The organism is Pseudomonas sp. SGAir0191 (genome assembly GCF_002812565.2).
GTDB lineage: Bacteria > Pseudomonadota > Gammaproteobacteria > Pseudomonadales > Pseudomonadaceae > Aquipseudomonas > Aquipseudomonas parafulva_B.
This window is the reverse complement of sequence record NZ_CP025035.2, coordinates 1,142,071-1,163,984: the sequence shown is the minus strand read 5'-3', so window position 1 is coordinate 1,163,984 and position 21,914 is coordinate 1,142,071. Positions and strand designations below refer to the sequence as shown.

Genomic DNA, 21,914 nt, shown 5'->3' with positions numbered 1-21,914 from the left:
GACCTAACTATCCAACCTGAGCACGGCGAGGAAGGCTTCTTGTGGAATTTCCACGTTGCCCACCTGTTTCATGCGTTTCTTACCGGCCTTCTGCTTCTCGAGCAGCTTCTTCTTACGGCTGACGTCGCCGCCATAACATTTGGCCAGTACGTTCTTTCTGAGCGCCTTGACAGTGGTACGCGCGATGATCTGGCCACCAATGGCTGCCTGGATCGCCACATCGAACATCTGCCGCGGGATCAGCTCCTTCATCTTCTCGGTCAACGCGCGGCCTTTGTACGCAGCGTTGTCGCGGTGCACGATCAATGCCAGGGCATCGACCTTGTCGCCGTTGATCAACACATCCAGCTTGACCAGGTTGGCCGACTGGTAACGATCGAAGTGATAGTCCAGCGAAGCATAGCCACGGCTGGTGGACTTCAAGCGGTCGAAGAAGTCCAGTACCACTTCGTTCATCGGCATGTCGTAGCGCACTTGCACCTGGCTGCCCAGGAACTGCATGTCGCGCTGAACGCCACGCTTCTCGATACACAAGGTGATCACGTTACCCAGGTGTTCTTGCGGCACCAGGATGGTCGCGGTCACGATCGGCTCGCGGAAGTCGGTGACCGACGAGACGTCTGGGAGCTTCGACGGGTTGTCGACGACAATGGTTTCACCCGTCTTGAGTTCCAGCTCGTAGATCACGCTGGGCGCGGTGGTGATCAGGTCCAGGTCGTACTCGCGCTCCAGGCGCTCCTGGATGATCTCCATGTGCAGCATGCCCAGGAACCCGCAGCGGAAGCCAAAGCCCAGGGCGTCGGAGCTTTCGGGCATGTACTGCAGGGACGAATCGTTGAGGGTCAGCTTCTGCAGGGCATCGCGGAAGTCTTCGAAGTCATCGGAACTGACCGGGAACAGGCCGGCGTATACCTGCGGCTGGATCTTCTTGAACCCAGGCAGCACTTCGACTTCCGGAGTGGACGACAGGGTCAGGGTATCGCCAACCGGGGCACCGTGGATGTCCTTGATGCTGGCAATGATGAAGCCTACTTCGCCGGCCTTGAGGTCGGCGGTCTGGGTGTGCTTGGGCGTGAACACGCCCACGCTGTCGACCAGGTGCAGCTTGCCGGTGGACTTGACCAGAATCTTGTCGCCTTTCTTGACGCGACCGTGGCGCACGCGCACCAGCGAGACCACCCCCAGGTAGTTATCGAACCAGGAGTCGATGATCAGGGCTTGCAGTGGCGCGTCGATATCGCCAGTCGGGGCGGGAATGGTATGCACCAGGCGCTCGAGCACCTCGTCCACCCCCATACCGCTCTTGGCACTGCAGGCCACAGCGTCGGTGGCATCGATGCCGATGATCTTCTCGATCTCGTCCTTGACGCGATCGGGATCGGCCTGTGGCAGGTCCATCTTGTTCAGGACCGGCATGACTTCCAGGCCTTGCTCGATGGCCGTGTAGCAGTTGGCGACGGACTGAGCCTCGACGCCCTGACCGGCATCGACCACCAGCAACGCCCCTTCGCACGCCGCCAGCGAGCGCGAGACTTCATAGGTGAAGTCGACGTGGCCGGGGGTATCGATGAAGTTGAGCTGGTAGACCTTGCCGTCCTGGGCCTTGTAGTTGAGCGTGACGCTGTGGGCCTTGATGGTGATCCCGCGTTCGCGCTCCAAGTCCATGGAGTCGAGCACCTGGGCTTCCATTTCGCGCGCTGTCAGGCCACCGCACATTTGAATGAAACGGTCGGCCAGCGTCGACTTGCCATGGTCGATGTGGGCGATGATGGAGAAATTGCGGATATGACTCAAATCACTCACGGGTCAACACTCGGAAAAGGCTGCGAGCCGGACGCCCGCCGAAAAATAGCCGGCAATTGTACCTGAAGCTGCCAGGATGTGGGAGATTCCTCTGCCCGGCCGTCACCTGCAGCTTGGCAGGGAAGTCTCACTGCACATGAAAAAGGGCAGCTGTCGCTGCCCTCCTCCCGTATCCGCCGCGCTTACTCGGCGAGCTTGAAGGTGATGAAGCTGGCGCGCCCCTGGCGCAACACGCGCATGGAGACAGAGCGGTTCTTCGGCAGCTCCTTGGCGATCTGCGTGAATTCCTTGGCCGAACCGATAGCCTGGTTGTTCAGGTGACTGATGACGTCACCCGGACGCAGGCCGATCAGCGCGGCCGGACCATCCTGCACTTCCTTGATGACCACGCCGCCCTTCAGTTCCAGGGACTTCTTCTGCTCGGCAGTAAGGTCGGCCACCGAGACGCCCAGGCGATTGCTGCTGCGCTCGACATTGCTGTCGCCGGCACCGGCGCCGATGTCGGCATCGTCGTCTGGCAGTGCGCCAACGCTGACATCGAGGGTTTGACGCTTACCGTTGCGAATGATGTCCAACCTGGCCTTGGCACCATCCTTCAGGCCACCTACCAGGTGCGGCAGGTCGGCCGACATGATGATCGGCTGGCCATTCATGCTCAGGATGACATCACCGACCTGCAGGCCGCCTTTGGCAGCAGGCCCGTTTTCAAGCACCTGGGCGACCAGCGCACCGGCCGGTTTGTCCAGACCGAAGGATTCAGCCAGGTCCTTGTTGACCTCCTGGATGACAACGCCCAGCCAGCCGCGGCTGACCTTGCCGTCCTTCTTCAACTGATTCGAGACATCGATGGCCACGTCGATCGGGATCGCGAACGACAGGCCCATGAAGCCACCGGAGCGCGTGAAGATCTGCGAGTTGATCCCCACCACTTCGCCGTTCATGTTGAACAGCGGCCCCCCGGAGTTACCCGGGTTGATCGCAACGTCGGTCTGGATGAATGGTACGTAGGTGTCGTTAGGCAGCGTGCGGCCTTTGGCACTGACGATACCTTTGGTCACCGAGTGGTCGAAGCCGAACGGCGAACCGATGGCCAATACCCATTCGCCGACCTTGAGCTTTTCCGAATCCCCCAGCTTGACGGTAGGCAGGTTCTTGCCCTCCACCTTCAGCAGCGCGACGTCGGTGCGCGGGTCGGTACCGACCAGCTTGGCTTGCAATTCGCTACGATCGGACAGGCGCACGATGATTTCGTCGGCGTCGGCGATTACATGGTTATTGGTCAGCACATAGCCGTCGCTGGAGATGATGAAGCCCGAGCCCAGTGATTGCGCCTCACGCTGGCGATCACCACGCGGCGCACGCGGTTGCTGCGGAAGGTTGCGCTCGAAGAATTCGCGGAACATTGGCGGCAGACCTTCAAGATCCGGCATTTGACCCGCAGCGATGCGACGGTCCGGAAGCTTCTGCTTGGTACTGATGTTCACAACCGCAGGCGAGGCTTGCTCGACCAGTGTCGTGAAATCCGGCAAGGCTTCTTCAGCCTGGACCGTCAGCACTTGCCCGAGCATCAGCACGGCCGCGAAGAACGATAGATAGGGTTTCAAGCGAGGTATTGACATACGGCTCCCGTCACAACGAGCGGTAATTAAAAAACGACCCTGCACAACGCAGCAATGGCCAGACTCCCAGAAGCCTGACCTATAGAAAATTTGCCGTTAGATTGCAAATGACAATGCTTTAATTTCATTTCAAAAAGCCACGCTCTGCACAAGAACGCTCGCCATCAGCCTTCGATCAATGACTCGCCTGGGCATCTTGAGGACGCATCGACAAGGCGACGCGTTCGGCCGTACCGAGCGGGATCTCGCCAACGACGGTCACCATCATCTGGCCCTTGGGTGTACTCAGTCGCCTTGATACCGCCGACGTGGGGCCCAACTGGGTACGCACATCGGCGCCAGCCTCGCCTTTCACAGGCTCGATGAAAACAGAGAACCGCGCCAGACCGTCGTCATACATCAAGATGCTGACCGGGCCACCCTGCCCAGGTTCGCGGCGGATGGTGCTATTGACCACTTCGAACCCCGAAGGCAGCCAATCGGATCGCCACCCAGACACAGCACCGCCGGCAGGGGCTGCCGCCACCACGGGCTTGCAGGCCGAACTTGGGCGCAGATCGTCGTCGGTTGGCACACGCGCTTCGAGCCGAGTCATCTGGAAGCGCTCCAGCAACTGACCTTTCTCGTTGAGCATCAGCGAGCGCAGCGGTAAGCCCGTTACACGGTCCAGGTGCAGTTCGTAGCCGTAGCGGTGCTGATCACGCGGCGAGAGTGACACGACCACCGCGTCCCGGCCGGCAACGCGAGATTTGCCGGACACGGACAGGTCATACCAACTCATGAGCTTGAGAGGGTCAAGGCGGCGTGGCGCACTGTCGGGCGGCGCCGAGATACCCTCGGCAAGCCCGCCACTGACGCACTGTACCTTGCCATCGACGCGCACGATTTCCTGGGCGGTGCCATCGAGCTGCAGTAGCCGCTCGCTGACCTTGCCCTCTTGGACACGGTGCCAGATATCGTGGGTTGAAAAGCTGCCGTTACGTTCGTAAACGAAGGCGCCCAGGTAGCTCTGTCGTTGCTCGGCCTGTGCCAGCTTATTCAGCCACTCGTTCGCCTCAGGCGAAGAGTTGGCTGCCAATGCTGGCACCGTCATGCAGCTGCCGAGCAGCAGCGACAGGAGAGGTAGCGCGCGCATGAGCCTCCCTAATTAGCGGTTTTCCAGGCTGGCGGCGCGGGCGTAAGGCAATGCGGTTTCAGAACCCTTCAGAGCGGACTCCTGGGCATGTTGACGCAGGTAACCTGGCAGGCGCTGATCCCAGCCAGCCTGGTTCTGCAGCACGCCGTTGGCCATTGGGCCAGTCGGCTGATCGCTGCTTTCGCTGTAGCCGGCCAGTACGGCAGGGCCTTGGGCCTGAGGCACGGTCACACCCTGCTGAACAGGCTGCTGGGCAGCAAGCTGAGCACCGGTGATATCGTCCTGGTTGTACAGGCGCACACCTGCCAATACGGCGAGGGTAACCGACGCGGCAACGGCCACACGGCTTACGGTGCGCCATGGGCCTTGCTTGGCCTTGGCAGGTACGGCCTCATCGGCCAGTGCCGCCGATACCGCCGAGGCGATGTCCAGATTAGGCAGCAGCAGCTCCTTGTGCATGGCTGCGCGGGCTACCTGGTAACGCGACCAGGTGGCACGGGTTTCGGCATCGTCGACGGCATTCAATACCCGACGCAATTCCAGTTGGTCCGCTTCGTTATCCATTACCGCGGACAGCGATTCCTGCAAAGCTTCACGACTCATGGCGGTTCCTCTTTTGGCTGTAGCCGCTGTCTCAGGTTTCCTGCAGCAAAGGCTGCAAGGCTTTGTCAATGGCCTCCCGAGCGCGGAAGATCCGAGAGCGCACGGTACCCACTGGACATTGCATGACGCTGGCAATGTCTTCGTAACTCAGGCCATCGAACTCTCGCAGGGTCAGCGCCGTACGCAAGTCTTCTGGCAGTTGCTGAATGGTGCGATGGACAGTGCCTTCGATCTCATCCCGCAACAACGAGCGCTCCGGGGACTCAAGATCCTTGAGGCCATGATCGCCGTCGTAAAACTCCGCATCCTCGGAGCTCACATCGCTGTCTGGCGGCCGTCTTCCACGGGACACCAGGTAGTTCTTCGCCGTATTGATGGCGATGCGGTACAGCCACGTGTAAAACGCACTGTCACCGCGGAAATTGCCAAGCGCACGGTACGCCTTGATGAACGCTTCCTGTGCTACGTCCTGGGCTTCGTGGGTGTCATGGACAAACCGCACGATCAACCCGAGAATCTTGTGCTGGTACTTGAGCACCAATAGATCGAAAGCTCGCCTGTCGCCGCGCTGTACGCGCTCGACCAGTTGCTGATCTTCTTCCTGGGTTAGCATGAACACTCCTCGGTGAACTCGAAGGAGTGTTGCAGCGGCCATCGCTCAGGCTTGCAACCATAGACTCGGGCTTTGCGCAAAAGTTCTCCCCTCCAAGCAAGTTTCCTGCAGACCTTGAGCGGCGTGCACGGAAGACGCGGTACGGCAGCAGCCGACAACGTCGATAATCAGGTTACGAATACGCAGGTGAGCCCAATGTCGAGCTACCGCCCTGCGTCGCCGCGGCAAATTGTTGGCGTGCGGGCAGCCTTCATAGGATTTCCAGGCACGCTGGAAAGTTCCCACAATGCCTGCCGTTATCGGGCGAGCGGCATGGAAAAGGGCCACCCGAGGCTGCTATAAAGGCCACCTGGCCAATAAACGATAGTTTCACAATGCCATCGACGCGTGGCTATTGTGCCGTGCCCCTTCCGAAGATTACTAGTGTCCTGACATGAGCCAACAATTCCAACATGATGTCCTGGTTATCGGCAGCGGCGCAGCGGGCCTTAGCCTGGCCCTGAACCTGCCTGCGAATCTGCGCATTGCGGTGCTGAGCAAGGGTGACCTGGCCAGCGGTTCGACCTACTGGGCCCAAGGGGGCGTAGCGGCGGTGCTCGATGGCGCCGATACGATTCAGTCCCATGTAGAGGACACCCTCAATGCCGGCGGCGGCCTGTGCCACGAAGACGCCGTTCGCTTTACCGTGGAGCACAGCCGCGAAGCCATCGAGTGGCTGATCGAGCAAGGCGTGCCGTTCACCCGGGACGAGCCCCATGGCGTCGTCGACGCAGGCTTCGAATTTCATCTAACGCGTGAAGGTGGCCATAGCCACCGGCGCATCATCCATGCCGCCGATGCCACGGGCGCGGCCATCTTCAACACCTTGCTGGCCCAGGCCAGGCAGCGCCCGAACATCGAGCTGCTGGAGCAGCGTGTGGCCGTGGACCTGATCACCGAGCGGCGCTTGGGCTGGGACGGTGAGCGCTGCCTGGGCGCCTATGTGCTGGACCGCAACACGGGCCAGGTGGACACGTTCGGTGCGCGGTTCACGGTGCTGGCCACGGGGGGTGCGGCGAAAGTGTACTTGTACACCAGCAACCCGGATGGCGCGTGCGGTGATGGTATCGCCATGGCCTGGCGGGCCGGCTGCAGGGTTGCAAACCTTGAGTTCAACCAGTTCCACCCTACGTGCCTTTATCACCCGCAGGCCAAGAGCTTTTTGATCACCGAGGCCCTGCGTGGCGAAGGCGCCCTGCTTCGCCTGCCCAACGGCGAGCGCTTCATGCCCCGCTTCGACCCGCGCGAGGAGCTTGCCCCGCGCGACATCGTGGCGCGGGCGATCGACCATGAAATGAAGCGCCTGGGGGTGGACTGCGTCTACCTGGACATCTCGCACAAGCCTGTCGAGTTCATCAAGAGCCACTTCCCCACCGTTTACGAGCGGTGCCTGAGCTTTGGCATCGACATCACGCGCCAGCCAATACCTGTTGTGCCGGCAGCGCATTACACCTGTGGTGGCGTCATGGTGGACGACAGGGGACACACGGATGTGCCGGGGCTGTATGCGATTGGTGAAACCAGCTTCACGGGGCTGCATGGCGCCAATCGCATGGCCAGCAACTCGCTGCTGGAGTGCTTCGTCTACGGCCGGGCGGCGGCGGCCGACATCCAGGCGAACCTCGAAAATGTGGGCATGCCTGAGGCCTTGCCGGGATGGGACGCCAGCCAGGTCACGGACTCGGACGAGGATGTGATCATCGCGCATAACTGGGATGAGCTACGGCGCTTCATGTGGGATTACGTGGGGATCGTGCGGACCAGCAAGCGGTTGCAACGGGCCCAGCATCGCGTGCGGTTGTTGCTCGATGAAATCGATGAGTTCTACAGCAACTACAAGGTCAGTCGGGATTTGATCGAGTTGCGCAATTTGGCGCAGGTGGCGGAGTTAATGATTCGCTCGGCGATGCAGCGCAAGGAGAGCCGGGGGTTGCATTACACGCTGGATTATCCGGCGATGCTTGGTGAGGCCAGGGACACGGTGCTTCAGCCCGATTGAATAGAGGGTACCAGGGACTGCTGAGGCGGTTTCAGGGACTGGCCCTGCAACGTCAAGCGTCCTTGGCTTAATTACACGGGTGCGGCATTGCCGGGGCTGGGCAGGGCGCGAAGAGCTAGGCAGCGGTCGAAGGGTTTTAGCTTCGCGGCCCGCATTGTCGGGGCCGCTGCGCGGCCCATCGCGGCACAAGACCGCTCCTACGCGAAATTCGTTGGCTTTTGAGGGCGGTGCAAGACGTATTTCTCCATGCACCATGAAACAGTTTGCCAATGTCTATGAGATGGAAGTTGAGTAGCATTACTAGCTCATACAACCTCTTCTTTAGATAATACTCGTTCATGATATTCAAGCTCGTAGCATCGCCCAGGATAAGATGCTCGATGCGTGTTGCTGCTGTTGATCTTGATCTTGATCTTGATCTTGATCTTGATCTTGATCTTGATCTTGATCTTGATCTTGATCTTGATCTTGATCTTGATCTTGATCTTGATCTTGATCTTGATCTTGATCTTGATCTTGATCTTGATCTTGATCTTGATCTTCGCGACTTCAGAAGGCCGAACGCAGGGCTTGCGGAGGGAGGTGACAGGCATGGATGCCTGTCAAGCGCTGGGCCCCAGGATGGGGCCTACAGCGCGGTCCTCCCGGGAGCAAGACCGGAGTGAGGGAACCCCGAAGCGTAGCGTAGGGGCCGTATGAATGGAGCACAGCGTTTTTTGGTTACTTTTTGTCGCGTTTGACAAAAAGTGACTCGCCGTAATGGCGAAAAGGTGACTAAGCGTCGCCATCGCAAATGGAATATGCTCTCTTTCAATACCCACGCCAACGCAATCAAACTTGAAACTTGAAAGCGTGGGCGCATACAGCAAGTTGGTATTCATTGGCACGGGTGGCGCACAGTCACCTTTCCGCCCTTACGGCGGCTTACTTTTTGTCTTGTCAAAAAGTAAGCAAAAACCGCCTGCTCCTATCATCCGGCCCCTACGCTACGCTTCGGGGTTCCCTCGCTCCGGGCTTGCTCCCGGGAGGACCGCGCTGCAGGCCCCATCCTGGGGCCCAGCGCTTGACAGGCATCCATGCCTGTCACCTCCCTCCGCAAGCCCTGCGCTCGGCCTCCTGAAGTCGCGATCTGTGGCGCCTGAGCTATCGCACGCTTAGAAGCAAGAGCAAGAGCGAGAGCGAGAGCGAGGAGACGCGGCGCTCGGCTCGGTCGTTAGGACTGTATGGGCGCCACCCAGCGCCTTCGGCTGAACTTCAACCTTACCCGCAAACGCCGATGCTCATCTGTCCCAAGCGCATCCCTGGGCACACACTGGCTGCGCCCCCACCACGCCCCAACAGGGATGAATCTCAGCACCACGAGCGACGGCAACGCGATGCTGTCACGACACAGCTGTACCGGCTGCCACCCCCGGGCACGTGAAAACACCCACCAGCCGGCCCCATCACGGCGCAGCCCGGTGACAGCCTGAACATGGGTCAACAGAATACGACGCGGAATAGCCCAGGCCGCATGGACGATGCACGCGGCGATCACCAGCAGCCCCAACCAGGACGGTAACGGGCTGACAAGCACGGCGAACCAGGCGAGTACCTGGCAGATCAGGTAGGCCGCCAGCAACAGGCGTGAGCCCTGCCAGCGGCATTCGAACCACTCACTTGGGTTGGACACGGTCCAGGATGATGCGAACCATGCGCTGCAACTCCGGGTCCTCGGACTCGGTACGCTCCATGAACCAGCCGAACATGTCCTGGTCCTCACAGCTCAGCAGCCGAACATACAACTGACGATCGGCTTCGTTGAGGGTGGGGTAGACCTCCTGGGTGAAAGGCACCAGCAGGACGTCCAGTTCCAGCATGCCGCGGCGGCTGTGCCAGAAAAGCCGGTTGAGTTCAGTTTGTTCGACCATGGGGCCCTCCTCGAGTGGCCCGCCAGTATACAGTCAGCCGCGCGAAGCGACAGCCAGCTGTTGGTCTAAGTCACCTACCTATTTTGTTACCGGCGTTCTATGATGGCCCCAGACTTTAAGCCACCGCGATGACCCATGGCCGATACCGCTTTCTTCTGCCCTCTGTCCCACGAAGGCATTCTCGCTGTCCGCGGCTCCGATGCAGGCAAGTTCCTGCAGGGCCAGCTGACCTGCAACATCAACTACCTCAGCCCCGAATACGCCAGCTTTGGCGCACGTTGCATGGTCAAGGGGCGCATGCAGTCCAGTTTCAGGATTCTGCCCGAAGGCAACGGTTACCTCCTGGCCATGGCCAGTGAACTGCTGGAGCCGCAACTGGCCGACCTGAAGAAGTACGCCGTATTCTCCAAAGCCACCCTGACCGACGAGAGCGCCGCCTGGGTGCGTTTCGGCCTGCACGACGGCCAGGCAGCGCTTGCGGCGCTGGGTTTGGAACTGGCACCTGAAGCCGGCAGCACTGCACGGCGAGAAGGGCTGATCGCTGTAACGGTCAGCACAGGCCGCGCTGAGCTCTGGGCACCGGCGGAGCTGGCAGGCGAGGTGCGCAAGACCCTGGCCGGCACGTTGCCCGAAGGTGACCTTAACCCATGGCTGCTGGGGCAGGTGCGCGCCGGCATTGGCCAGGTGTTTGGCCCTACCCGCGAGCAGTTCATTCCGCAAATGATCAACCTGCAATCCGTCGATGGTGTCAGCTTCAAGAAAGGGTGCTACACCGGCCAGGAAATCGTTGCGCGCATGCAGTACCTGGGCAAGCTCAAGCGTCGCATGTACCGCCTGGCCATCGATCAGCAAGCTCTGCCGGCAGCCGGGGAGCAGCTCTTCTCCCCCGTGCATGGCTCCTCGGTGGGCGACGTGGTGATGGCGGCCAGTACCGGCACTGGCTGTGAACTGCTCGCTGTGATCGCAGCCGATGCCGTGGAAGATGGCAACCTGCACTTGGGTCATCTCGAAGGCCCGCGCCTGCAGGTGCTGCCCCTGCCCTACGAACTGGACCGCGACAGGGAAATCCAGCGCTGACCAGCCCCGCCCCGCCTTGACAGCGGGGCCGCTTCACCACTGCGGTAGACATGTCCATGAACAAGCTGGCCGAAATGGTCCAGGCGCAATTGCTGGATGCCATTGAAAAGGATGACCTGGTACTTCCGACTTTACCTGAGGTTGCCTTGAGCATCCGCGAGGCTGCGGAAGACAGCGAGATCAGCGTGTCGGCCTTGAGCCGGGTGATCGGCCGCGATGCCGCCTTGTCGGCACGCCTGATCAAGGTGGTCAACAGCCCGCTGCTGCGAGCCACGGTCGAGGTGACCGAGCTGCACACGGCCATCACCCGCCTGGGCATCAACTACAGCTGCAACCTGGCCATCGGCCTGGTCATCGAGCAGATCTTCCATGCGCGCTCGCCTGCCGTGGAGCAGAAACTGCGCGAAATCTGGGCCAACAGCCTCGAAGTCGCGGGGATGAGCTACGAGTTGGCCCGGCGCTACACGCGGCTCAAGCCTGATCAGGCGGCACTGGGCGGCCTGGTCAACCAGATCGGCGCGCTGCCGGTACTGATCTACGCCGAGGAGCACAACGAACTGCTGTCCGATCCGGTCTGCCTGCACCATGTCATCGAACTGATCCAGCCCGTCCTGGGCGACAAGATACTCAAGGCCTGGGAGTTCCCCGAACAGCTGGTCAAGCTGCCTGGCCTGGTTCAGGACCTGGATCGGCAGACCGACCGCATCGACTACATCGATGTGGTCCAGATCGCTCGCTGTGTCAGCCAACGTGGTCGGGAAAGGCCGCTGGCAGCCTTGCCAGCCTACCGACACCTGGGCTTGCCCATGGGCAGCGAGCTGCACGCCGAGGACCTGCTCGAAGCCCGAAGCTTGTTGCGCTGAGGGCTTCACACTGTCTGGCCGCCGGGTGCTCCGGCCGCCTGCGCTCAGTCAGCGATGAAACTCACCCGCACGCGCAGCCCGCCGTTGTCACCATCATGCAGGCTGATCTGCGCCAGGTGAGCCCGGCAGATCTCTCCCACGATCGCAAGGCCCAACCCGCTGCCCTGGGCGCTACGGCGATAGAAACGCTCGAACACCCGCTCGCGCTCGGCCTCTGGAATGCCGGGGCCGTCGTCTTCCACCTCGAGCACCGCAGGCGCGAGCACGCGCAGGATGACGTTGCCACCCTTGGGGGTGTGGGCCAGGGCATTGTCGACCAAGTTGCTCAACAGCTCGTTGAGCAACGTTGGCTCGCCCTTGAGCCATACCGGCGCCTGCGCCTCGAGGGCCAGCGCAACCCCGCGGTTGTGCGCCAACGGCGCCATGGCCATGCCCAGCTCGCGCGCCAGCTGGCTGAGGTCCAAGCGCTGAGCGCCCCCCTCGGCGATTGCACGCGCGCCGTTTTCCACACGTGCCAGTGAAAGCAACTGGTTGGCCAGGTGCGTCAATTTGTCGGTGCCCTGGGCCGCCGCTTCCAGCGTTTGATGCCACTGCTGCGGTTCACTGGCGCGCAAACCCAGCTCCACCCGCGCCTTGAGCGCCGCCAAGGGCGTACGCAGTTCGTGGGCAGCATCGGCGATGAACTGCGCCTGGCGCTCGAACTGTGCACGCAGACGTTCGGTAAAATGGTTGAGCGCCCCTACCAGTGGCCGCAGCTCAGGCTGCACCTGCACCACCGGCAACGGGCGCAGATCGTCCGGCTGGCGCTCTTCGACCGCTGTGCGCAGGCGCTCGAGCGGTCGCAGCGCCGCACTGACGGCGAACCACACCATCACCAAAGCGCCCAGGGCCAACATGCCCAGGCGCAGCAACGTATCGCCCATCAGGCCGCGAGCCATGCTCACCCGCGCCTCATCCGTTTCGGCCACGCGGATTTCCGCCATGCCGTTCATGTTCGGCTCGCTCACCGCTTTGAGCAGGCTGACCACTCGCACGTTCTGTCCCAGATACGTCGCGTCATAGAATCGCGCCAGGGCGGGATAGTCATCCGTGCGCGGGGTGCCAGGCGGCGGAGGCGGCAGCTTTTCATACCCTGAAATCAGCCGCTGGTTGATGTCCAGGACTTGGTAGTAGATGCGTCCAGCGCTGTCGTAGGCAAAGGTATCGAGCGCCACATAGGGCACATCTGCGCTCAACGAGCCGTCGCGTTGCGACAGGCCCGCGGCGATGGTGCGGGCGGACGCCAGCAGGGTTCGGTCGTAGGCGGTGTCCGCTGCCTCACGGCCGTTCCAGTAGGCACTGAGCCCACTGGCCAGCATCAGGACCACCAGCAGCAACGCCAGATTGCCCAGCAGGCGCCCACGCAGGCTGATGTTTTCACGCATCGCGATGCTCGAGCAGGTACCCCAGGCCGCGGAAGGTGACGATGGCCACCGGATGGCCATCGAGCTTCTTGCGCAGGCGATGGACGTAGATCTCGATGGCATCGGGGCTGGCGTCCTCGTCCAGGCCGAACACCTGGGCCGCCAACTGTTCCTTGCTCATCACCCGGCCCGGCCGGGCAATCAAGGCTTCGAGCACCCCCTGCTCGCGGGAGGTCAGGGACAACGGCGCTTCACCCAAGGTGAACCGCCGGGTATCGAGGTCATACACCAGCGGCCCGCAGCGCTGCTGGCGCTCACCCCCCAGCACACTACGGCGCAGCAGCGCCTTGACCCGTGCCTCAAGCTCGGTCAACTCGAACGGCTTGGCCAGGTAATCGTCAGCCCCCAGGTTCAGGCCATGGACCCGATCCTTCACGTCGCTGCGGGCGGTGAGCATCAGCACCGGCACGGTCTTGCCACGCCCGCGCAAGCGTGCCAGCACCTCGAAGCCATCCATACGCGGCAAGCCCACGTCGAGCACGGCCACGGCGTAGTCCTCACTGCCAAGCGCAAGGTCGGCAGCTACCCCGTCATGCAGCACATCCACCGTCAGGCCTAGACCTTTCAGGGCCTGGGCCACGCTGTCAGCCAATTGCAGATGGTCTTCTACCAGCAACACACGCATCGGATTGTCCCTGTTCGGTGGGGCGATGGCGCGGAGTGTACCCCGCCGCGGCGACCTGTGAAGCCGGCTCGACAAACCTTTCACGCTGAAAGGTTAGCGAAAGGTTCGTTACCTAGCATCGCACCACGGTCGCCCCGAGCGCCGAATAAAGCACCAGCAAGGTGCAATCGAATAAGAACAAGAAACGGAGCCACAACGATGCTGTCATTGCAGCCGCAGGCATTCGCACCTGCTCGTTCCTTTGCCGCACGCCCCGGCGCCATTGCCAGCGCCCTCGCGCTCGCCGGCGTCGCCCCGCTCAGCCAGGCCGCCTTCTTCGAAGACAGCACGGCCACCTTCGAAACCCGCAACATGTACTTCAATCGCGACTTTCGCGATGGCACCAGTGCGCAACAATCCGAGCGCGACGAATGGGCCCAGGGGTTCATGCTCAACCTCGAATCCGGTTATACCGAAGGCACCGTAGGCTTCGGCGTAGATGCGCTCGGCATGATGGGCATCAAGCTCGATTCAAGTCCCGACCGCACCGGCAGTGGCCTGCTGCCGACCCATGACAACGGCAAAGCTGCCGACGAGTACTCAAAGCTCGGCCTGACCGCCAAGGCCAAGATTTCCAAAACCGAACTCAAGATCGGCACGCTGATCCCTTCCCTGCCCACCCTTCGCCCCAACGATGGCCGCATTCTGCCGCAGACGTTCGAAGGCGGGCTGCTCACCTCCAAGGAAATCAAGGGCCTGACCTTCACCGGCGGGCGCCTGGACAAGGCCAAGGACCGTGACGACACCAACTGGGAAGACCTGGCACTGAACAACAAGAATGGCCGCTTCGGTGGCTCGTTCAGCGCAGACAACCTGTCCCTGGCCGGGCTGGACTACCAGTTCAACGACCGGCTGACCGGCAGCTACCACTTCGCCCAACTGGACGACATCTACCGCCAGCACTTCATCGGCCTGCTCGCCACCCAAGCCGTGGGCCCAGGCGCACTGGCCTTCGACCTGCGCCTGGCGCTGAGCGATGACGCAGGCGCTGCCAGGGCCGGCAGCATCGACAACACCACCTTCAACGGCATGGTCAGTTATGCCTTGGGCGGGCACAAGTTCAGCGCCGGCTGGCAGCAGCTGACCGGCGACAGCGCGTTCCCCTATGTCGATGGTGCCGACCCATACCTGGTCAACTTCGTCCAGATCAACGACTTCGCCAATGCCGACGAGCGCTCCTGGCAGGCCCGCTACGACTACAACTTTGCCGCACTCGGCGTTCCTGGCCTGACGTTCCTGACCCGCTACATCAGCGGCGACAACGTCAGCCGAGCCAGCGGTGGCGAGGGCAAGGAATGGGAACGCGATACCGAGCTGAAATACGTGGTGCAGAACGGCCCGCTCAAGAACGTGGCGGTGCGCCTGCGAAACGCGACCTTCCGCTCCAATTTCGCCCGTGACGCCGACGAAGTGCGGCTGCTGGTGAGCTACAGCGTCGCCCTGTGGTAACCCGATAACAACAACGCCTACGGAGATAGACCATGACCTTTTCACTGCGCCATATCGTACTGGCAACCGGCTGCCTGCTACTGGCAGGCAATGCCCTGGCCGCCGAACCCAAACGCCCCGAGTGCATCGCCCCGGCTTCGCCTGGCGGCGGCTTCGACCTGACCTGCAAGCTGGTGCAAAGCGCTCTGGTGCAGGAGAAGATTCTGAGCAAGCCCATGCGCGTGACCTACATGCCCGGTGGCGTCGGTGCCGTGGCCTACAACGCCGTGGTGGCCCAGCGCCCAGCCGATGCGGGGACCCTGGTGGCCTGGTCGAGCGGTTCGCTGCTGAACCTGGCCCAGGGCAAGTTCGGTCGCTTCGACGAAAATGCAGTGAAATGGCTGGCTGCCGTCGGCACCAGCTACGGCGCGATCGCAGTCAAGAATGACTCGCCCTACAAGACCCTAGACGACCTGGTCGCCGCCCTGAAGAAAGACCCGAGCAAGGTGGTGATTGGCTCCGGTGGCACCGTAGGCAGCCAGGACTGGATGCAAACCGCCCTGATCGCCAAGGCTGCCGGCATCAACCCACGCGACCTGCGCTACGTGGCACTCGAAGGCGGCGGCGAAATTGCCACCGCACTGCTCGGTGGCCATATCCAGGTAGGCTCCACCGACATTTCCGACTCCATGCCGCACATCGAGAGCGGCAACATGCGCCTGCTGGCCGTGTTTTCGGAAAAGCGCCTGGACGACCCGGCCATGAAGGACATCCCCACTGCCAAGGAGCAGGGCTACGACATCGTCTGGCCTGTGGTGCGCGGCTTCTACCTCGGCCCGAAAGTGAGCGACGAAGACTACGCCTGGTGGAAAGCATCGTTCGACAAGATGCTGGCCTCCGAAGACTTCGCCAAGTTGCGTGACCAGCGCGAACTGTTCCCCTTCGCCATGACGGGTGAAGAGCTCGATGGCTACGTCAAGAAGCAAGTCGCTGACTACAAGATGCTGGCCAAGGAATTCGGCCTGGTCCAGTAATCCAGACCGCTGGGCTTTCCTGGCGGGAGCAGGCAGACGCTGCCGTGCCCAGCCTGGGCCTTGGCCCAGGTTAACGGGTGTGCCGCTCCCATCGCTACTTACCGAGGAGTCCTCCATGATCCTGCAACGCATCTTCGCCCTGATTCTGCTGGCCGTCTGCGCCGCACTGGCCGTGATGGCCTGGCCTTATCAGGCGGCGTTTTCCTATGAGCCGGTAGGCCCGCGTGCCTATCCGCTGCTGATGCTCGGCCTGATGAGCCTGGGCTTGCTGTACATGGCGATCCGCCCCACGCCGATCGTGCACAAGGACGACGAGCCGGCGCTGGACAAGGCGACCTTGACCAAGATCGCCGCCTGCATCGGCCTGCTGCTGATCTTCGCGGCCACCTTCGAATCCCTTGGCTTCATCCTCAGCGCCATCCTGGCCGGTGTGCCCATGGCGCGCCTGTATGGCGGTCGCTGGCTGCACAGCGCCATCGTCGTGGTCGGCATGAGCCTGTTCCTCTACTGGCTGTTCGACCGCGTCATGGACGTGCCCCTGCCCCTTGGCCTGCTGAGCGTACTGGAGAACTGACACATGGATACCTTGAGCTACCTGGGCCAGGGCTTTGGCGTCGCCCTGTCCCCTTACAACCTGGTCACGGCCCTGTCCGGCACGCTGATCGGTACCGTCGTCGGCCTGCTGCCGGGCCTGGGCCCGATCAATGGCGTGGCCCTGCTGATCCCCATCGCCTTCGCCCTGGGCTTGCCTCCGGAGTCGGCACTGATCCTGCTGGCTGCGGTGTACCTGGGCTGCGAGTACGGTGGGCGGATCAGCTCGATCCTGCTGAACATTCCGGGCGAAGCATCGACCGTGATGACCACCCTGGACGGCTACCCGATGGCCCGCCAGGGCCTGGCGGGCGTGGCCCTGTCCCTGTCGGCCTGGAGCTCGTTCATCGGCGCCTTCATTGCCACCTGCGGCATGGTGCTGTTCGCCCCGCTGCTGGCCAAGTGGGCAATCGCCTTCGGCCCGGCCGAGTACTTCGTGCTGATGGTGTTCGCCATCGTCGCCCTGGGCGGCATGGCCGGCGACAAGCCGCTCAAGACTTTCATCGCCGCCTTGATCGGCCTGTTCCTGTCGGCGGTGGGCATCGACGCCAACAGTGGCGTGTATCGCTTCACCGGTGACAGCGTGCACCTGGCCGACGGCATTCAGTTCGTCGTGCTGGTGCTGGGCCTGTTCTCGATCAGCGAAATTCTGTTACTGCTGGAAAAGACTCACCACGGCCACCAGGCGGTCAAGGCCACCGGGCGCATGCTGTTCAACTTCAAGGAAGCGGCGTCGGTATTCGCGGTGAACATTCGCTGCGGCCTGCTGGGCTTTGTGATGGGCGTGTTGCCAGGCGCTGGTGCCACACTGGCCAGTGCAGTGGCCTACATGACCGAAAAACGCATGGCCGGTGCCAGCGGCAAGTTCGGCAAGGGTGACGCCCGTGGCCTGGCGGCACCGGAAACCGCCATTGGCGCTTCCTGCTGTGGCGCCCTGGTGCCCATGCTGACCCTGGGCGTGCCCGGTTCAGGTACCACGGCGGTGATGATCGGCGCGCTGACGCTCTACAACATCACCCCCGGCCCGCTGCTGTTCGAACAGCAACCTGACATCGTCTGGGGCCTGATCGCGTCGCTGTTCATCGCCAACATCATGCTGGTGATCCTGAACATCCCGATGATCCGCATCTTCACCCGCATCCTGGCCGTGCCGAACTGGGCCCTGGTGCCGGTGATCGCCATCATCACCGGGATCGGCGTCTATGCCGTGCATGCCACCACCTTCGACCTGTTCCTGATGGTCGGCATCGGCATCATGGGCTACATCCTGCGCAAGCTGGACTTCCCGCTTTCGCCGATTCTGCTGGGCTTCATCCTGGGTGGCCTGATGGAGCAGAACCTGCGCCGGGCATTGTCAATTTCCAACGGCGAGTTGAGCATTCTCTGGTCGAGCCCGATCAGCATGGGTGTCTGGGCACTGGTAGCGCTCATGCTCGCACTGCCTATGGTGCGCATCTGGCGCAAGCGTAGCCTGCAGCGCCGGGCCATGGCCGATGCCTGATCGTGGGTTGCCGCTGTACTGGGCAACTGGGCTGGTCGGCCTTGCTGGCGGTTTCGCCGCCAGCAAGGTCGGCTGGCCTTTGCCGTGGATGGTCGGCTCGTTGCTGGCGATCATCGCGGTACGTTGCCTGAGCCCTTGGCAGCTGCCAGAGATACCCAATGGCCGGCGCTGCGGGCAATGCATCATTGGCCTTGGCATCGGCCTGCACTTCACGCCCCAGGTCATCGAGCAAGTGGGCAGTCACTTCGCCTTGATCTTCTTCGGCGCTTTGTTCACTACCGTTTCGAGCGTGCTTGGGGTGTGGTTGCTGCGCCGCTCGGGTGAGGACCGCGCCACTGCGTTCTTTGCCAGCATGCCAGGCGGTTCCGGTGAAATGGTCAACCTGGGTGCGCGCAATGGCGCGGTATTGAGCCAAGTGGCCGCAGCCCAAAGCCTGCGCGTGCTGGCGGTGGTGCTGTGCGTGCCAGCGCTGTTCAAGCTGCTGTTGGGCGATGGCGTAGCGCTCAACCACACCGGCAGCGTCAGCTGGGCCTGGCTGGCCCTCATCGCACCGCTGGGCGTGGCCGCTGGCTGGCTCTGGCAGCGGCTGCAACAGCCCAACCCATGGCTGTTCGGGCCGCTGCTGGTGGCTGCCACCTTCAGCCTTGCCGGCAACTTGCAGATCGCCCTGCCCAATGGCGCCAGTCAGATCGGCCAATGGCTGATCGGCAGCGGTCTGGCCTGCCATTTCAACCGTGCATTCTTCCGCCGCGCGCCGGCATTCCTGGGGCGCACGCTGGTGGCCACAGCCTTGAGCATGGCCCTGGCTGGCGCTGCCGCCTGGGGCTTGAGCCTGCTGACAGCTTTGGACCTGCGCTCACTGACGCTGGGCATGATGCCCGGCGGGATCGCCGAGATGAGCCTGACGGCCGAAACCCTGCAGCTGTCGGTGCCGCTGGTGACGGCGCTGCAGGTGGTGCGATTGATACTGGTGCTGTTTCTGGCAGAACCACTGTTTCGAATCTGGGATAGCAAACAGCGCAAGCGTTAATCGCCCGAGCAGACATAGTTACCTCAAGCCCAGTGCTCTGGTGAATAAAGTCGGAGTTGCCAGCCGCTACCCGCTACGGCTGGCAAACCACTTTCAGTCACTCCAGAGGCACTCATGAATCTTCTTCGTCCCCACAGACTCTTTTCGGCAGTCGCCTGGGCATGCCTATCCATCAGCGGATACAGCGTTGCTTCTGACTCATCGGACACCGTACGTATCAACGTGGTGAGCATCAACGACCTTCACGGATATCTGGAGGCCACCCCTCAGGACTTCCCCGCCGCGGACGGCTCGGTAATTCGTCAGGACTACGGTGGCATCGCCACACTCGGCGCAATGCTTGACCAACTGCGCATGGAGGACCCGGATCTGCTGTTCGTCGGGGCCGGTGACTTGATAGGCGGTAGCCCGGCAGCCTCAGCATTCTGGGCTGACGAACCCGTGCTCGAAGCCCTGAATTCGATGGGCATGATTGTCAGCTCATCGGGTAACCATGAACTTGATGCTGGCAAGGCTGAATTCCTTCGCCAGATTCATGGTGGCTGCGAGTCAACGCGCCCTGACAAAGCATGTCAATTTCGCGACAGTTACCCAGGCAGTGGATTTCCATACATTGCAGCCAATCTGATTGATACCGAGACGGGTAAACTTCTTTTACCGGCTTATCACATCCAGCAAACCAAGGGGGTGAAAATAGCTTTCGTAGGCGCGGTACCGCGAGAACTGAGCAAGGTGGTCTCGGCAAGAGCGCTCGCCGGGCTCGAAGTCAGAGATGAGGCAGACGCCATCAATCAAGTGATTCCCGAACTCAAGGCGCAGGGAGTGAATGCGATTATTGCGGTCATGCACCAAGGGGGACATACACCGGAGCGTTTTGACAAGCAGGATTGCAGCCAACTGAGTGGCCGCATCGTCGACGTGGCAACGCGGCTGGACGACTCGGTGGATGCAATTGTCAGCGGACATACCCATGCCAGCCATCAATGTAAGGTGGGCAAACTACCTGTCGTACAGGCTGGCAAGTACGGCCAGTTCCTCAGCCGTGTGACGATGGACGTGACACGCGGAACGCATGAGGTCACAAACATCACTACCCAGAACCTGGTCGCAGACCCTCAGGAATATGTGCCAAATGCCAAACTGGCGGAGCTGGTCGAGCAAGTGCGCCAGCGTTCCAACGCGAAACTGCTGGAGCCCGTGGGGCGCATCGCGGTCGCAGAGCTCAATCGAAAAGCCAATGCGGCAGGGGAAACAACTCTAGGCAATTTGATTGCTGATGCCCAACTCGCCATCACCGAACCGTTCAATACACAAATTGCCTTCACTAACCTAGGTGGATTACGTAGTGACCTCATCCAGGCCAGCGACCGTGAACTGACCTACGAGCAACTCTTCGCCGTACAACCCTTCAATAACTCATTGGTGGTGCAGGACCTCACCGGTGACCAGATCATCCAGCTGCTCAACCAGCAATGGAACCGAGGTGATTTCAAGCCCTTGCAACCGTCCAAAGGTTTCCATTACGCGTGGGATGCCTCGCGTCCTGTCGGCAGCCGCGTGATACCGGGTAGTGTGCACCTGGACGGCAGCCCCATCGCGTCGTCGCGCAATTATCGAGTGGTCACCAACTCGTTCGTTGCCGACGGAGGCGGTGGCTTATTCACCTTCAAAGAAGGGAAACGACGCGAGGATACCGGGATTTCGGACCTGGACGCCTTGGTCGAGTACGTACGCCGGAACCACGAGCGGGGTGCTGCCATCGGTCATTTCGACAAGCCGCGCATCAGCTTGGCCCGCTGACCACCGCCCGCTCATACCTCAGCGTGGCTCATGCAGCGGTGGCAACGCCCAGTTAATGGGCGCCATGCCCCGCTGTTCGAGGAAGCTGTTGGTGCGGCTGAAGTGCCCGCAGCCGAGGAAACCGCGATAGGCCGACAGCGGCGACGGGTGCACCGACTTGAGTACCAGGTGCCGGGTGCCGTCAATCAGCTTCTGCTTGCTCTGGGCGTGTGCCCCCCACAGCAGAAACACCACATGCTCACACTGCTCGCTGACCACCTCGATGATACGGTCGGTGAAGAATTCCCAGCCTTTCTTGGCATGGGAGGCCGCGTTGCCCCGCTCCACGGTCATGGTGGTGTTGAGCAGCAACACGCCCTGCTCGGCCCAGCTTTGCAGGTAGCCATGGTTGGGGATGGGAATGTTCAGGTCGCGGTGCAGCTCTTTGTAGATGTTCACCAGCGACGGCGGCGTGGGCACGCCAGGCTGCACCGAGAAGCACAGGCCATGGGCCTGCCCTGGGCCGTGGTAGGGGTCCTGGCCGAGAATCACCACCTTGACCTGATCCAGGGGGGTGGAGTTGAGTGCATTGAAGATCAGCGGGCCAGGTGGGTAGATCTGTTTGCCGGCGGCATATTCACCGCGCAGGAACTCGCGCAACTGCTGCATGTAGGGCTGCTCGAACTCGGCACGCAAAGCGGCTTTCCAACTGGGCTCGAGTTTGATGCGATCGTCGTCAGTCATGGGGGCTTCCGTAAACAAT

General features: G+C 61.7%; 20 protein-coding genes. 9 read left to right on the top strand and 11 right to left on the bottom strand.

Annotated elements, in window-relative coordinates:
* Nucleotides 1–3 precede the first annotated feature (3 nt).
* From lepA to rpoE, 5 genes are all read right to left on the bottom strand, one after another.
* Entirely contained in the window at nucleotides 4–1,803 is a 1,800-nt protein-coding gene (gene lepA / locus CWR53_RS05275) for a translation elongation factor 4 (RefSeq protein WP_023535281.1), read from the bottom strand.
* Nucleotides 1,804–1,985: 182 nt separating this feature from the next.
* The gene (locus CWR53_RS05270) at nucleotides 1,986–3,371 is read right to left on the bottom strand and encodes a DegQ family serine endoprotease (protein ID WP_375335483.1); all 1,386 of its coding nucleotides are present in this window, start codon (nucleotides 3,369–3,371) and stop codon (nucleotides 1,986–1,988) included.
* A gap of 226 nt (nucleotides 3,372–3,597) precedes the next feature.
* Nucleotides 3,598–4,557, bottom strand: coding sequence for a MucB/RseB C-terminal domain-containing protein (locus CWR53_RS05265; protein WP_100850973.1), 960 nt, complete (start codon nucleotides 4,555–4,557; stop codon nucleotides 3,598–3,600).
* 12 nt (nucleotides 4,558–4,569) lie between these two features.
* A complete protein-coding gene (locus CWR53_RS05260) occupies nucleotides 4,570–5,160 on the bottom strand; it encodes a sigma-E factor negative regulatory protein (RefSeq protein ID WP_023535291.1) in 591 nt (196 codons plus the stop codon).
* A 31-nt stretch (nucleotides 5,161–5,191) separates the two neighbouring features.
* Nucleotides 5,192–5,773 (bottom strand): RNA polymerase sigma factor RpoE, encoded by a 582-nt coding sequence (gene rpoE, locus CWR53_RS05255; RefSeq protein WP_003252049.1) that lies wholly within the window; start codon nucleotides 5,771–5,773, stop codon nucleotides 5,192–5,194.
* Nucleotides 5,774–6,206: 433 nt separating this feature from the next.
* Here rpoE and nadB point away from each other — a divergent pair, with 433 nt between their 5' ends.
* The gene (gene nadB, locus CWR53_RS05250; protein ID WP_058605213.1) at nucleotides 6,207–7,811 is read left to right on the top strand and encodes an L-aspartate oxidase; all 1,605 of its coding nucleotides are present in this window, start codon (nucleotides 6,207–6,209) and stop codon (nucleotides 7,809–7,811) included.
* A gap of 305 nt (nucleotides 7,812–8,116) precedes the next feature.
* Here nadB and CWR53_RS22910 read toward each other — a convergent pair whose 3' ends face one another.
* The 3 genes from CWR53_RS22910 to CWR53_RS05235 all read right to left on the bottom strand — a co-directional run bounded on the left by CWR53_RS22910 (nucleotide 8,117) and on the right by CWR53_RS05235 (nucleotide 9,721).
* Nucleotides 8,117–8,404 (bottom strand): hypothetical protein, encoded by a 288-nt coding sequence (locus CWR53_RS22910; protein ID WP_181405501.1) that lies wholly within the window; start codon nucleotides 8,402–8,404, stop codon nucleotides 8,117–8,119.
* Nucleotides 8,405–9,024: 620 nt separating this feature from the next.
* Nucleotides 9,025–9,483, bottom strand: a complete 459-nt coding sequence (locus CWR53_RS05240) for a protein YgfX (protein WP_100850972.1) — start codon at nucleotides 9,481–9,483, stop codon at nucleotides 9,025–9,027.
* On the bottom strand, nucleotides 9,467–9,721 hold the full coding sequence (locus CWR53_RS05235; RefSeq protein ID WP_058603186.1) for a succinate dehydrogenase assembly factor 2: 255 nt from the start codon (nucleotides 9,719–9,721) through the stop codon (nucleotides 9,467–9,469). Before CWR53_RS05235 ends, CWR53_RS05240 begins: the two co-directional genes overlap by 17 nt.
* A 135-nt stretch (nucleotides 9,722–9,856) precedes the next feature.
* Between CWR53_RS05235 and CWR53_RS05230 the strand changes: the two genes are divergently transcribed.
* Both CWR53_RS05230 and CWR53_RS05225 read left to right on the top strand, forming a co-directional pair.
* Nucleotides 9,857–10,798, top strand: a complete 942-nt coding sequence (locus CWR53_RS05230; RefSeq protein WP_100850971.1) for a folate-binding protein YgfZ — start codon at nucleotides 9,857–9,859, stop codon at nucleotides 10,796–10,798.
* A gap of 56 nt (nucleotides 10,799–10,854) precedes the next feature.
* Entirely contained in the window at nucleotides 10,855–11,661 is an 807-nt protein-coding gene (locus CWR53_RS05225) for an HDOD domain-containing protein (protein WP_100850970.1), read from the top strand.
* A gap of 44 nt (nucleotides 11,662–11,705) precedes the next feature.
* Here the strand turns inward: CWR53_RS05225 and CWR53_RS05220 are convergent, their stop codons facing one another.
* Nucleotides 11,706–13,085: a sensor histidine kinase gene (locus CWR53_RS05220; RefSeq protein WP_058639953.1), complete on the bottom strand. Its 1,380-nt coding sequence runs from the start codon at nucleotides 13,083–13,085 to the stop codon at nucleotides 11,706–11,708.
* On the bottom strand, nucleotides 13,078–13,749 hold the full coding sequence (locus CWR53_RS05215; RefSeq protein ID WP_078478079.1) for a response regulator: 672 nt from the start codon (nucleotides 13,747–13,749) through the stop codon (nucleotides 13,078–13,080). The genes CWR53_RS05220 and CWR53_RS05215 overlap by 8 nt, the downstream gene beginning before the upstream one ends.
* 198 nt (nucleotides 13,750–13,947) lie before the next feature.
* On the opposite strand from CWR53_RS05215, the gene CWR53_RS05210 reads away from it, so the two are divergent.
* The 6 genes from CWR53_RS05210 (at nucleotide 13,948) to CWR53_RS05185 (ending at nucleotide 21,172) form a co-directional block, all read left to right on the top strand.
* Nucleotides 13,948–15,237 carry an OprD family porin gene (locus tag CWR53_RS05210; protein ID WP_100850969.1) on the top strand — a complete coding sequence of 430 codons (1,290 nt, stop codon included), beginning with the start codon at nucleotides 13,948–13,950 and terminating at the stop codon, nucleotides 15,235–15,237.
* Nucleotides 15,238–15,269: 32 nt separating this feature from the next.
* Nucleotides 15,270–16,250, top strand: coding sequence for a tripartite tricarboxylate transporter substrate binding protein (locus CWR53_RS05205; RefSeq protein WP_100850968.1), 981 nt, complete (start codon nucleotides 15,270–15,272; stop codon nucleotides 16,248–16,250).
* A gap of 115 nt (nucleotides 16,251–16,365) precedes the next feature.
* Nucleotides 16,366–16,824 (top strand): tripartite tricarboxylate transporter TctB family protein, encoded by a 459-nt coding sequence (locus CWR53_RS05200; protein ID WP_058603193.1) that lies wholly within the window; start codon nucleotides 16,366–16,368, stop codon nucleotides 16,822–16,824.
* A 3-nt stretch (nucleotides 16,825–16,827) separates the two neighbouring features.
* Nucleotides 16,828–18,342, top strand: coding sequence for a tripartite tricarboxylate transporter permease (locus CWR53_RS05195; protein ID WP_100850967.1), 1,515 nt, complete (start codon nucleotides 16,828–16,830; stop codon nucleotides 18,340–18,342).
* Nucleotides 18,335–19,372: an AbrB family transcriptional regulator gene (locus CWR53_RS05190; RefSeq protein WP_100850966.1), complete on the top strand. Its 1,038-nt coding sequence runs from the start codon at nucleotides 18,335–18,337 to the stop codon at nucleotides 19,370–19,372. The genes CWR53_RS05195 and CWR53_RS05190 overlap by 8 nt, the downstream gene beginning before the upstream one ends.
* 114 nt (nucleotides 19,373–19,486) lie before the next feature.
* On the top strand, nucleotides 19,487–21,172 hold the full coding sequence (locus tag CWR53_RS05185) for a bifunctional UDP-sugar hydrolase/5'-nucleotidase (RefSeq protein WP_100850965.1): 1,686 nt from the start codon (nucleotides 19,487–19,489) through the stop codon (nucleotides 21,170–21,172).
* Between the two features lie 18 nt (nucleotides 21,173–21,190).
* Here CWR53_RS05185 and ung read toward each other — a convergent pair whose 3' ends face one another.
* Nucleotides 21,191–21,895 carry a uracil-DNA glycosylase gene (gene ung, locus CWR53_RS05180; RefSeq protein ID WP_058603196.1) on the bottom strand — a complete coding sequence of 235 codons (705 nt, stop codon included), beginning with the start codon at nucleotides 21,893–21,895 and terminating at the stop codon, nucleotides 21,191–21,193.
* Nucleotides 21,896–21,914: the final 19 nt, after the last annotated feature.